The organism is Micromonospora sp. S4605 (genome assembly GCF_003176715.1).
GTDB lineage: Bacteria > Actinomycetota > Actinomycetes > Mycobacteriales > Micromonosporaceae > Micromonospora > Micromonospora echinaurantiaca.
In genome coordinates, this window is sequence record NZ_QGSW01000239.1 from 43338 (window position 1) to 55396 (window position 12059).

Genomic DNA, 12059 nt, shown 5'->3' on the forward strand with positions numbered 1-12059 from the left:
CGCCGAACCACCGGGCGTGCCGCCGCAGCGGCCCGGGGCGGTGCGGAACGGCGCGGGGCGCCGGCGTGAGCGGGCCGGCCGGGCCCGAGGTCTGCGCGGTGGTGCTCGCCGCCGGCGAGGGCACCCGGCTGCGGCCGCTGACCGAACGGCTACCCAAGGCGCTCTGCCCGGTGGGCAACGTCGCGCTGCTCGACCGCGCGCTGGCCCGACTGGCCGGGCTCGGCCTGACCGGCCCGGACCGGGTCGCGGTCAACGCCTGCTACCTCGGCGAGCAGGTGGTCGCGCACGTGGGCGACCGGGCGCACCTCTCGGTCGAGCCGGGCGATCCGCTGGGCACCGCCGGCGGCGTGGGCAACCTGCGGGACTGGATCGCCGGGCGCGGGGTGCTGGTCGGCAACGCCGACGCCTACCTGCACGACCCGACCGCCGCCCCGGGGCCGGACATCGCCGCGCTGCTGCACGGTTGGGACGGCGAGAGCGTACGCCTGCTCGGTCAGCCCGCCGCGGACCCGGCGGCGCCCGGGACGTTCGACGGCCACGCGTTCACCGGTTTCTCGCTGCTGCCGTGGCGGCTGGTGCGGGACCTGCCGGCCGAGTTCGGCGATCTGGTCCGGGCGGTCTGGCGGCCGGCGGAGGCGGCCGGGGCGCTCACCGTGGTGCCCTACGCCGGCACCTTCTACGACACCGGCACCCCGGCGGACTACCTCGCGGCCAACCTGCACGCCGCCGGGACCGGCAGCCTGGTCGACCCGACGGCCACGGTGACCGGCCGGTGCCACCGGTCGGTGATCGGCGCCGGCGCGACCGTGCTCGGCGACGTCGATCGTGTAGTGGTCTGGCCGGGCGCCCGGGTCGCCGCCGACGAACACCTCCGCAACGCCATCCGCGCCGACACCCACCTCACCGTCCCGGCAACACCGAGCCCGTGATCGTCTGATCGGCAGCAGGTCGGATCATCGACGGCAGACCTGCGGACCGTCATCCGATCACGAGCCACCGCACTAGCATGAGCGACGACGTCGACGAACGGAGAAATGTCCCGTGATCACCGCGATCGTGCTGATCGACTGCGCCACCGACTCGATCCCCGAGGTGGCCGAGGCCCTGGCCGACCTGCCCGGCGTCAGCGAGGTCTACTCGGTGGCCGGCCACGTCGACCTGATCGCCATGGTCCGGGTACGCGAGTTCGACCAGATCGAGCAGGTCATCGCCGGGCGCATCTCCAAGGTGCCGGGCGTGCTGAACACCGAGTCGCACATCGCCTTCCGGGCGTACTCCCAGCACGACCTGGAGGAGGCGTTCGCGATCGGCCTGGCCAACGCCGACTGACCCCGCCCGCCGCGGGCCGGGCAGCCACACACGACGGCCGGCCCACCGCGTGGGTGGGCCGGCCACTGTCGTGAGCGGTCAGCTCTGGTCCGGGCTCGGCGTCTCCGTGCCCGGCGACTCGGGCGTGCCGCCCGGAGCCGGGGTCTCGGTGCCACCCGGCGCCGGCGGGGCGCCCGGGCCCGGCGTACCGGTCACGGTCGCCTGCGGAACCGGGACACCGAGCTGCTGAGCCAGCTGCACCAGCGCGTCGTAGTGCGCCTGCAGCGTCGGCAGCGCGTTCTGCGCCAGCTGGACCACCGCCTGCTCGGAACCCTGCGAGATCTCCGTCTGGGTGGCCTGGATGGCCTGGACGTGTCCGGCCAGCTGCTTGGTCACCCACAGCCGGTCGAACTCCTCGCCGCTGGCGTCGTTCAGCTGTTCGATGACGGCTTCCTGCTCCTCACCGACATCGTCCGGCAGTTCCACGTTCAGCTGGGACGCGGTCTGCTGCACGGTCTGGTCCAGCTGGGTGTGGTCCGTCTTGAACATCGCGCCCAGGTCCTTGACCGCCTGGTTCTGCGCCTTCTGTTGGGCCAGGTCACCCGTGGTGATCTCGAACAGGTTGACCCGGTGGATCGCCTGCAGATACTGACGGTCCTGCTCCGACGGCTGCGCCGCCGCCTGTGCCGCCGTGGCCGGTGCCAGCCCCACCAGCACCAGCACGGCCAGCAGGCCGAGGCGTTTGATACCCAACATGCTTCCCCCCCTTGAGACGTTGGACCGCACGGATACCCGACTGACCGGGGTTATTCCTGCGATCCGCCCGCCCGGACCGGCGCCGTCGTAGCCGCTCAGGGGGTCACGGTCGGACCGCTCCCCCGGCAGTCGGGGCGGAAACGGACGTGGCGCCCACCGGAGGACTCCGGGGGCGCCACGTCGGGGTGTCTCAGGCGGTCAGCTGCGGCGCTCGCCGCTGCCGATCTCCTCCCGCTCCGGTCGGGCCTCGACCGGCGGGTGCCCCGGCGAGACCGGCGCCTCGGCCGGCTTCTCGATCGGGTAGAAGAAGCCCCGGATGGCCGGGCCGAGCGCGCCGAGCCGGTTCATCTTCTTCGGCACCACCCAGCCGGCGTACTCCAGCTCGCCGTGACCGTCGTGGCCGTCCGCCGCGCTGAGCGGCTGGTGCACCTCGACGAACCGGCCGTCCGGCAGCCGCCGGATGATGCCGGTCTCGACACCGTGGGCGAGCACCTCGCGGTCGTGCTGCTGCAGACCGAGGCAGAGCCGGTAGGTGACGTAGTAGGCCAGCGGCGGCAGCACCAGCAGACCGATCCGGCCCGCCCAGGTCATCGCGTTCAGGCTGATCTGGAACTTGTCAGCGATCACGTCGTTGGCACCGGAGAGGGTGAGCACGACGTAGAAGGCCACCGCCATGGCGCCCACCGCGGTGCGGGCCGGCACGTCCCGGGGACGCTGGAGCAGGTTGTGGCTGCGGTAGTCCTTGAGGTGCCGCGCCTCCAGGAACGGATAGAGCGTGGAGAGGCCCACCAGGATGCCCGGTAGCACGACCGTCGGCCAGAACAGCGGCGGGATCACGTACCCGTCACCGATCGGGATGGGGATCTCCCACGCCGGCATCAGTCGGGTCGAGCCGTCGAGGAACATCACGTACCAGTCGGGCTGGCTGGCCGCCGAGACCACCCACGCCTCGTACGGGCCGAACAGCCAGATCGGGTTGATCTGGAACAGGCCACCCATCAGCGCGATCACGCCGAAGACGACCATGAAGAAGCCGCCCTGCTTGAGCGCGTAGCGCGGGAACATCCGCTCGCCGACCACGTTGCCGTTGGTCCGACCCGGGCCGGGCCACTGGGTGTGCTTCTGCTTGAACACCAGACCCAGGTGGACGCTGATCAGCGCGACCAGCAGACCCGGGATGAGCAGCACGTGGGCGATGAAGAACCGGCTGATGATGATCGTGCCGGGGAACTCCCCGCCGAAGATCGACGAGGTGACCCAGGAGCCGATCACCGGGATGGAGAGCATGATCGCCGAGGCGATCCGCAGACCGGTGCCGGAGAGGCCGTCGTCCGGCAGCGAGTAGCCGGTGAACCCGGCCAGGAAGCCGACCCAGAACAGCAGCGAACCGATGATCCAGTTCGTCTCACGCGGCTTGCGGAACGCGCCGGTGAAGAAGACCCGGAGCATGTGCACCACGATCGCCGCCATGAACAGCAGCGCCGACCAGTGGTGCATCTGCCGCATGATCAGGCCACCGCGGACGTCGAACGAGATGTCCAGGCTGGAGGCGTACGCGGCCGACATCGGCGTGCCCCGCAGCGGGGCGTAGCTGCCGTTGTAGACCACCTCGGTCATCGCCGGCTCGAAGAAGAAGGTCAGGAAGACCCCGGTGAGCAGCAGGACGATGAACGAGAAGAGCGCGATCTCGCCGAGCAGGAAGGACCAGTGGTCCGGGAAGACCTTGTTCAGCAACCGGCGCAGCGGGGTGGCCGCCTGGAACCGGTCGTCCAGTCCCGCGGCGGTCTTGCCCGGCACCGCCGCCATGTCAAACTTTCGGCGTTTCATGGCCGCTCCCAGAAGTCGGGCCCGACGGTCTCGGTGTAGTCGGACTTCGCCACGAAGTAGCCCTCGGCGTCCACCTCGATCGGCAACTGCGGCAGCCGCCGGCTGGCCGGACCGAAGATGGGCCGGGCGTTGTCGGTGATCAGGAACTGCGACTGGTGGCACGGGCAGAGCAGCCGGTTGGTCTGCTGCTCGTACAGGCTCGCCGGGCAACCGGCGTGCGTGCAGATCTTGGAGAACGCGGCGTAGTTGCCCCACATGTAGTCGCCGTGGCCCTCGCGCTCGTTGTTGCGGCGCGACTCCTGGGCGTCCGAGTCCCGCAGGTGGATCAGCAGGGTCGGCGAGTCGGCGTGCTGGTTGCTCACGCCGTGCTCGATGCCGGGGAACACGGTGAGCTGGCCGCCGGCGCTGATGTCCGCCGGGCGGACCGGCCGGCCGTCCTCGCGGACCAGCCGGATCTTCTGGCCGCCCTCGGCCGGGGCGAACCCGGTGGTGAACATCTGGTTGTTCTTGTGCGGGTCGGAGATCAGACCGCCGACCAGCGGCGCGGCCACGACCGCGCCGACCGGCGCGAGGCCGGCCAGCAGCGAGATGCCGAGCAGCGGCCGGCGCTTCACGCCCAGCTCGTCGGCCATGTAGAGCATGGTCTGGCCGGTGATGGTGCGGTCGTCCGCGGAGACCGCCCCCTCGTGCCGGTCCTGGATCGAGACCTCCTTGGGCAGCAGCTTCTTGCCCCAGGTCAGGATGCCGAAGCCGATACCGAGCAGGGCCACGCCCAGGGTGACGCCGAGCAGCGGGGTGTACCACTTGTCGCCGCCGCGGCCGGGCGCGTACTCCCAGGGCCACCAGATGTAGATGATCAGGAACGCGGTCGCGGCCAGACCGGTCAGCAGGAACATCGCCGCGACGGTACGGGTCAGCCGGCGCTCGGCCTTGCTGCCCGGGACGACCTGCGGCTCGTAGTGGACGATCTCGATGTCGTCCCGCCGCGCGCCCTCGCGCACGATGTCGAAACGGGTCAGCCCGGGGGTGTTCACGTCGAGCGGTTCCCGGCCCTGCTGGGCCTGGTGCTCGGTGTGCGTGCTCATGCCGTCACCTCGCTACGCGCGGTGCCGAGCCGCGGCACCACAGCACTGAAACGAACGATCCGCCCGGTCACGACTTGCCCGCAATCCACAGGCTCGTGAAGACCAGCGCGACGATGCCCACCAGGAAGATCGCCAGGCCCTCGGTCGAGGGGCCGTACCGGCCGAGGTTGAAGCCACCCGGGTCCTGGTCGTGCTTCAGCGTCTCCTGGATGTAGGCGATGATGTCCGCCTTCTGCTCCGGGGTGATCTGGTTGTCCCCGAACACCGGCATGTTCTGCGGGCCGCTCAGCATGGCGGCGTAGATCTGCCGGTCGGTGGCCGGGCGCAGGCTCGGCGCGTACTTGCCGGAGGAGAGGGCGCCGCCGCCACCGCCGAAGGCGTGGCACTGCGAGCAGTTGATCCGGAACAGCTCGCCACCGGCGGCGATGTTGGCGTCGGAGTGCAGGTTCGCGCCCTCGGGCACGACCGGGCCGCCGCCGAGCTCCTGGATGTACTGGGCCAGCTGGCGGGTCTGCTCGTCGGTGAAGAGCTCCGGCTTGCGCTGCGCCTGGGCCTCCTGCCGGGCCATCGGCATGCGGCCGGTGCCGACCTGGAACTCGACCGAGGCCGCGCCGACGCCGATCAGGCTCGGCCCGCGCCCCTCGACACCCTGCGCGTTGCGACCGTGGCAGGTCACACAGCTCACGTCGAACAGCGCCTTGCCCTCCGCGGCGGCGCCGGTCAGCGGCGGGTTGTCCTGCGCCTGCACGCCGGGGGCGAAGACGGTGTAGGCGCCGCCGGCCAACATCAGCGCGGCGAACAGCCGGACCGCGGCACCCAGCCGGCGGCGGCCCCTGCTGCGCGCTACGGGCCGCCCGCGCAGCCGCGCGAGCAGACCGCGTCGGCGGTCGTTGTCAGAAGTCATGACCTGTGTCCTTAACCGGTTGGACCTTGTCTCAGGGGACGGAGCAGCGGCGCGGTTCGTGACGCGCCAAGATCACTGAAGCCAGTAGATCATGGCGTAGAGCCCGATCCACACCACGTCGACGAAGTGCCAGTAGTACGACACGACGATCGCGGACGTGGCCTGCGCCGGGGTGAACCGGCCCATGGTGGTGCGGATCATGAAGATGATGAAGGCGACCAGACCACCGGTCACGTGCAGACCGTGGAAGCCGGTGGTCAGGTAGAACATCGACCCGTAACCGTCTTCGTTGATCTTGATGCCCTCGTGCACCAGCTCGCGGTACTCGTTGAGCTGACCGAGCACGAAGATCAGGCCCATCACGAAGGTGATCGTGAACCAGCGCCGCAGGGCGTGGACGTCACCCTTCTCGGCGGCGAACACACCGAGCTGGCAGGTCACCGAGGACAACACCAGGATCACCGTGAAGGTGGTCGCGTACGGGATGTTGAGGTGCTCGGTGTGCTTCGCCCACTGCTCCGGCGCCGCCGCGCGGATGGAGAAGTACATCGCGAACAGAGCCGCGAAGAACATGAGTTCGCTGGAGAGCCACACGATCGTCCCGACGCTGACCATGTTGGGTCGGGTCAGGGAGTGGATCCGGCTCTTGTCAATGGCTGGGGCCGCAGTCACGCGGTCATTATTGCCCTTGACCGGGGCCGGCGATCAGCGGGGTGCCAAACCGGTGGCATCCATGGCCCGATCGGGGTCGTCCGCTTCGCCTGACCTAGGCTGAAAAGCGTGCTGCACGTCGATCGGATCTCCGCCGCCACCTCGGTCGCCGCCCTGCCGGGAGGTGAGCCGACCCCGCCGCCGTTCACCGTCACCTCGGTGTTCACCGAGACCCGGCTGGACAGCTGGCTCGCGGTCGGCCTGGTGCTGGCCGCCGGCGTCTACCTCTACGGGGTGCACCGGCTGCGGATGCGCGGCGACCGGTGGCCGGTCTCCCGGACGGTCTTCTTCCTCGGCCCCGGCCTGGGCGGTATCGCGTTGGTCACGGTCAGCGGCCTGCACGCGTACGACACCGCGCTGCTGTCGGTGCACATGGTGCAGCACATGGTGCTGTCGATGATCTCGCCGATCTTCCTCGCCCTGGGCGCCCCGATGACGCTGGCCCTGCGCACCCTGCCGCAGCGGCCGCGCAAGCGGCTGCTGGCGATCGTGCACAGCCGGATCGCGCGGATCTACAGCTTCCCACTGGTGGCGTTCGCCATCTTCGTGGTGAACCCGTTCGCGCTCTACTTCACCGACCTCTACCGGTTCACCCTGGAGCACGTCTGGGCGCACGAGCTGGTGCACGGGCACTTCATCCTGACCGGCTGCGTGTTCTTCTGGCCGCTGCTCGGCCTCGACCCGCTGCCCGGCCGCTGGCCGTACCCGGCGCGGGCCCTGCTGATGCTGCTCTCGGTGCCGTTCCACACCGTGCTCGGGCTCACCATCATGCAGAGCAGCACGCTCTTCGGCGGCGACTGGTACCCGTCGCTCGGGCTCAGCTGGGCCGACCCGTGGGACGACCAGGTGCTCGCCGGCGGCATCCTGTGGGCCGGTGGCGAGTTCGTCAGTGTGACCATGCTCGCCGTGCTGGTCGTGCAGTGGATGAAGCAGGCCGAGCGGGAGTCCCGCCGGATCGACCGCGAGCTGGACCGCCAGGAGGCCCGCCAGCGCGCCGCGGAGTCCGCCGCCTGAGCTGCGCCGACGGTACGCACCCCGGGCACCCCCGGGCAGGACGTCGCGCACCTCACACCGACCGGTACGATCAGCGGGCAGCTACGAGGTGGGAGCCAGTCGAACCATGAGCGATCGTTCGTGCACCATCCTGCTCTACAGCGACGACCCGCAGGTCCGTGACCGGATGCGGCTCGCCGTGGGCACCCGACCCGCGCCCGGCCTTCAGGTCGAGTTCGTCGAGGCCAGCGACTACGCCGAGTGCGTCCGGCTGGTCGACGACTACGAGATCGACCTGCTGCTGCTCGACGGCGAGGCCAGCCCGGGCGGCGGCCTCGGCATCGCCCGGCAGATCAAGGACGACCGCGAGGACGCTCCCCCGACCTGCGTGGTGATCGCCCGTGCCGCCGACCGATGGCTCGCCGCGTACGCCGAGGTCGACGCCACCCTGGTGCACCCGCTCGACCCGGTGACCACCGGCACCACGGTGGCCGAGCTGCTGCGGACGCACACCCCCGCCTGACGTCCCCGCACCGGCCCCGCCACGGCGTCGGGCAGACCGGCGCCGGTTGGCGTCCACCCGCACCCGCTCGCTTCGCTCGGGAGGCCCATCATGGGCGATCGGACCTGGCCGCACCTGCTCAACGCGCTGCTGCGCGGCGAGGAGCTGTCCACCGCCGACACCGCCTGGGCGATGGGCGAGATCATGTCCGGCGCCGCCTCCGCGGCCCAGATCGCGGGCTTCGCGGTCGGCCTGCGGGCGAAGGGCGAGACCTCGGCCGAGCTGGCCGGGCTGGTCGAGGCGATGCTCGGCCGGGCGGTCCAGGTCGAGCTGCCCGACGAGCTGCGGGCCAGCGCGCTCGACGTGGTGGGCACCGGCGGTGACCTCGCCCACACGGTCAACATCTCCACGATGACGGCGCTGGTGGTGGCCGGCGCGGGCGTGCGGGTGGTCAAGCACGGCAACCGGGCCGCCTCCTCGTCCTGCGGCACCGCCGACCTGCTGGAGTTCCTCGGCGTCCCGCTCGACCTCGGCCCGGAGGGCGTGGCCCGGTGCGTCACCGAGGCCGGCATCGGGTTCTGCTTCGCCGCCCGGTTCCACCCCGGTATGCGGCACGCCGGTCCCGTCCGGCGTGAGCTGGGCGTGCCCACCGCGTTCAACTTCCTCGGCCCGCTGACCAACCCGGCCCGGCCCCGGGGCGGCGCGGTGGGCTGCTTCGACCTGCGGATGGCCCCGGTGATGGCCGGCGTCTTCGCCGCCCGGGGCGACTCGGTGCTGGTGATGCGCGGCGAGGACGGCCTGGACGAGTTCACCACCGCCGCGCCGACCCGGGTCTGGGTGGCCCAGGGCGGCACCGTGCGAGAGGCTGTGCTGGACGCGGTCGACCTCGGGGTACCCCGGTCCACCCTCGCCGACCTGCGCGGCGGGGACGCCGCCTACAACGCCGAGGTGGCCCGGCGCCTGCTCGCCGGCGAACCCGGCCCGGTCCGGGACGCCGTACTGGTAAACTCCGCGGCCGCCCTGGCCACCCAGGGGCCGCTCGACGGCGACCTGATCGAGGCGCTGCGCGCCGGGATGGCGCGGGCGGCCGAGTCCATCGACTCCGGCGCGGCCGCCGCCGTCCTCGACCGCTGGATCGCCACCGCCCGCTCCCTCTGACCGCCCCCGCCCGCCTGGCCTGGCCGCGGCGCGGCCCGGATTGCGGCCTCTCGCGGTCATCCAGCCTCCGGGACCCGGCGACCCTGCCGCACTCGGCGAACGCCGGTCCAGGCACACCTCGGCGGCGGACCGCCGGTCGGCCCGCGGCCGGTTGACCGGTGCCGACGGGAGTTGCCGGAGAGGGCCGGCGGGTGACGGCGGACATGTCGGACCCGCGTGCCAAACTACAGCCGAGTAGTTTTCCGCTCCCGACGCGCGTTCAGCCGCCTGCCGGGAGCCCGGAGGGAGAGGAGGCGTCCCCGTGCCGGATCGCGAACTCCACTGCGACACCTGCGAGGGCGTTCAGCCGTTCGAGGCGCCGCCGTGCGTCGATGGCCACGGCGCCGACTGCCCCGAGCTGATCTGCACCCGCTGCGGCTCCGCCGTGCTGATCGCCACCTTCACGTTCCGCGCCGCCCGCCTGACCGACCGCCGGCGGCCGGTGCAGCGGCGCGCCGCCTGACACCCGCCCACCCCGAACGGCCGGACGGCACGAAGCCCGCCTCCCCGGAGGGAGACGGGCTTCGTCAGGCTCGTCCGGCGGAGCCGGCTCAGTGCTCGGCGGTGCGCCGGGTACCGGTGTAGTACTCGAAGAGCAGGCCGCAGGCGGCGAAGACGACCGCCAGCAGACCGAGACCCACCAGCCAGAACTGCCAGAACACCAGGCCGAGACCGGCGATCGAGGCGGACAGCGCCAGGCCGAACGGCCAGTAGCTGCCCGGGCTGAAGAAGCCGATCTCACCCGCGCCGTCGGCGATCTCGGCGTCCGGCCGGTCCTCCGGGCGCAGGTCGATGCGGCGGGAGACGAACCAGAAGAAGCCACCGCACATCGCGCAGAGCAGGAACGACAGCAGCAGGGCCGTGGTGCCCACCCACTCGACGCCGCCGGACTCACCGGCCGTCCAGGCGCCGTACAGGACGGTCGCGAAGAGCAGGAACCCGGCGATGACCAGGAAGATACGCCACTCGGTCTTCATGCCCGCTCCCTCAGCTTCCCGCGCCAACCGGAGCGTTGTCCGGGTTGAAGTTGGCTTCCGTGCGCCGCGTCTCGAACGGCCGGGTGGTCTGGGCGTACGGCTCCTCGCCGATGGCCGTCAGCGCCTCCTGGGTCGACTTGCCGTCCTGCTTGGCCGCGAGGAACTGCTCGTACTTCTCCGGCGACACGACCCGCAGCTCGAAGTTCATGAACGCGTGGTAGCTGCCGCAGAGCTCGGCGCAGCGCCCCACGTAGGCGCCCTCGGTCTCCAGGCTGGAGACCTCGAACACGTTGCGGATCTTGCCCGGCATGACGTCCCGCTTGAACAGCATCTCCGGCACCCAGAACGAGTGGATGACGTCCCGGCTGGTCTCCTCGAACCGGATGGACCGGTTGCTCGGCAGCACCAGGATCGGGATGACCTCGCTGGTGCCCAGCGTCGAGGCGACCGTGTTGGCCTCCGGGCCCTGGCCGTCGCGGTAGTTGAACTGCCAGTTCCACTTGAAGGCGACCACCTCGACGGTGACGTCGGGGTTCTTGGTCGTCTTGACCACGTCGGTCTGCACGATCGCCGTGTAGTAGAAGAGCACGGAGACGATCAGGATCGGCGCGATGGTGTAGAGGAACTCCATCGGCATGTTGTAGCGGGTCTGCACCGGCAGTTCGTTGCCCCGCTTGCGGTAGCGGACGACGCACCAGAAGATCAGGCCCCACACGAAGACGCCGACCGCGAGCGCCGCGATGCACGAGGCGATCCACAGGTCGTACATCCGGCGGGACTCCGGCGAGATGCCACCCTGCGGCCAGCCGAAGCCGTCGAACGCCGCGCCGACGTCGCAGCCCGTGAGTAGGACCAGCAGCGCCGCCCCGCCGAGACCGAGCCCGGCGACCCGACCAGCACCACGCCGCCGGCGCCCACCGGCTCCTGGGGAAGCGCTGTGCCGTACGGCCGTGGGCCGTACCTCCGAACTCCTTGCGACCACCTGGTCCTGCCTCCCTAGCGCGCCGCGGTGTCTGTTCTCTTCTGCCGCCCCATCGGGCGGAGCGACAGCACCGGCGGCAAAGGCGTCACCGACGGTCGCAGATTACTCGACCATGACGGGCTGGACCGTGTTGGGGTCACTGTCCGCCCCCATCGGGGGGATCTTGGGCGTACCGGCGCGATAGCGTGGACAGCCGTGAGCGCATCCCCGGTCTACCTGGACGCGGCGACCGCCGCCCCGCTGCACCCGGTCGCCCGGCAGGCGCTGCTGGCCGCGCTCGACGACGGCTGGGCCGACCCCGGCAAGCTCTACACGCAGGCCCGCCGGGCCCGCCAGCTCCTCGACGCGGCGCGCGCCGCGACCGCCGAGACCCTGGGCGTACGCCCCGACGAGCTCTCCTTCACCAGCAGCGGTACGACCGCCGCGCACGGGGCCGTCCTCGGCGGCCTGGCCGGGCGGCGCCGGATCGGCCCGATCCTGGTGCACTCGGAGATCGAGCACTCCGCCGTGCTGCACGCGGCCGAGCGGCACACCGCCGCCGGCGGCACCGCCCTCGGGGTGCCGGTGGACCGGCTCGGCCGCCTCGACGTCGCCGCCTGGGACACGGCGGTCCGGGCCCCCGGTGTGGCGCTGGCCGCACTGATCGCCGCCAGCCACGAGGTGGGCACCCGCCAGCCGGTCGCCGAGGCGGCCGCCGCCTGCGCGGACGCCGGGGTGCCGCTCTACGTCGACGCGGCGCAGGCGGTGGGCCGGGTGCCGGTGCCGGCCGGCTGGTCGCTGCTGACCGCCAGCGCGCACAAATGGGGCGGGCCGGCCG

Annotated in this window: 14 protein-coding genes; 7 read left to right on the forward strand and 7 right to left on the reverse strand. The window is 71.5% G+C overall.

The window, feature by feature from the left end; genetic code table 11:
- Window positions 1-65 precede the first annotated feature (65 nt).
- Window positions 66-929: a nucleotidyltransferase family protein gene (locus DLJ47_RS20810; RefSeq protein ID WP_109901857.1), complete on the forward strand. Its 864-nt coding sequence runs from the start codon at window positions 66-68 to the stop codon at window positions 927-929.
- Between the two features lie 112 nt (window positions 930-1041).
- Entirely contained in the window at window positions 1042-1329 is a 288-nt protein-coding gene (locus DLJ47_RS20815) for an Lrp/AsnC family transcriptional regulator (RefSeq protein WP_088992685.1), read from the forward strand.
- 78 nt (window positions 1330-1407) lie between these two features.
- Here the strand turns inward: DLJ47_RS20815 and DLJ47_RS20820 are convergent, their stop codons facing one another.
- From DLJ47_RS20820 to ctaE, 5 genes are all read right to left on the reverse strand, one after another.
- Window positions 1408-2064: a DUF4142 domain-containing protein gene (locus tag DLJ47_RS20820; RefSeq protein WP_109901859.1), complete on the reverse strand. Its 657-nt coding sequence runs from the start codon at window positions 2062-2064 to the stop codon at window positions 1408-1410.
- A 198-nt stretch (window positions 2065-2262) separates the two neighbouring features.
- On the reverse strand, window positions 2263-3891 hold the full coding sequence (gene qcrB, locus DLJ47_RS20825; protein ID WP_109901861.1) for a cytochrome bc1 complex cytochrome b subunit: 1629 nt from the start codon (window positions 3889-3891) through the stop codon (window positions 2263-2265).
- Window positions 3888-4976 (reverse strand): cytochrome bc1 complex Rieske iron-sulfur subunit, encoded by a 1089-nt coding sequence (gene qcrA, locus DLJ47_RS20830; protein WP_109901863.1) that lies wholly within the window; start codon window positions 4974-4976, stop codon window positions 3888-3890. Before qcrA ends, qcrB begins: the two co-directional genes overlap by 4 nt.
- A 67-nt stretch (window positions 4977-5043) precedes the next feature.
- Window positions 5044-5880, reverse strand: coding sequence for a cytochrome bc1 complex diheme cytochrome c subunit (qcrC, locus tag DLJ47_RS20835; protein WP_088992681.1), 837 nt, complete (start codon window positions 5878-5880; stop codon window positions 5044-5046).
- A gap of 72 nt (window positions 5881-5952) precedes the next feature.
- On the reverse strand, window positions 5953-6552 hold the full coding sequence (gene ctaE / locus DLJ47_RS20840) for an aa3-type cytochrome oxidase subunit III (protein ID WP_109901865.1): 600 nt from the start codon (window positions 6550-6552) through the stop codon (window positions 5953-5955).
- A gap of 108 nt (window positions 6553-6660) precedes the next feature.
- Between ctaE and DLJ47_RS20845 the strand changes: the two genes are divergently transcribed.
- The 4 genes from DLJ47_RS20845 to DLJ47_RS20860 all read left to right on the forward strand — a co-directional run bounded on the left by DLJ47_RS20845 (window position 6661) and on the right by DLJ47_RS20860 (window position 9746).
- Window positions 6661-7605: a cytochrome c oxidase assembly protein gene (locus DLJ47_RS20845; protein ID WP_109901867.1), complete on the forward strand. Its 945-nt coding sequence runs from the start codon at window positions 6661-6663 to the stop codon at window positions 7603-7605.
- Between the two features lie 106 nt (window positions 7606-7711).
- Window positions 7712-8107, forward strand: coding sequence for a hypothetical protein (locus DLJ47_RS20850; RefSeq protein ID WP_109901869.1), 396 nt, complete (start codon window positions 7712-7714; stop codon window positions 8105-8107).
- A gap of 90 nt (window positions 8108-8197) precedes the next feature.
- Window positions 8198-9244, forward strand: a complete 1047-nt coding sequence (gene trpD, locus DLJ47_RS20855) for an anthranilate phosphoribosyltransferase (protein ID WP_109901871.1) — start codon at window positions 8198-8200, stop codon at window positions 9242-9244.
- Window positions 9245-9545: 301 nt separating this feature from the next.
- Window positions 9546-9746 carry a hypothetical protein gene (locus DLJ47_RS20860; protein WP_109901873.1) on the forward strand — a complete coding sequence of 67 codons (201 nt, stop codon included), beginning with the start codon at window positions 9546-9548 and terminating at the stop codon, window positions 9744-9746.
- Between the two features lie 88 nt (window positions 9747-9834).
- Here DLJ47_RS20860 and DLJ47_RS20865 read toward each other — a convergent pair whose 3' ends face one another.
- Window positions 9835-10260 carry a cytochrome c oxidase subunit 4 gene (locus tag DLJ47_RS20865; protein WP_109901875.1) on the reverse strand — a complete coding sequence of 142 codons (426 nt, stop codon included), beginning with the start codon at window positions 10258-10260 and terminating at the stop codon, window positions 9835-9837.
- Between the two features lie 10 nt (window positions 10261-10270).
- On the reverse strand, window positions 10271-11242 hold the full coding sequence (gene ctaC, locus DLJ47_RS20870; protein WP_109901877.1) for an aa3-type cytochrome oxidase subunit II: 972 nt from the start codon (window positions 11240-11242) through the stop codon (window positions 10271-10273).
- A 195-nt stretch (window positions 11243-11437) separates the two neighbouring features.
- Between ctaC and DLJ47_RS20875 the strand changes: the two genes are divergently transcribed.
- On the forward strand, window positions 11438-12059 hold a 622-nt coding region (locus DLJ47_RS20875), incomplete at its 3' end, for an aminotransferase class V-fold PLP-dependent enzyme (RefSeq protein ID WP_146228157.1).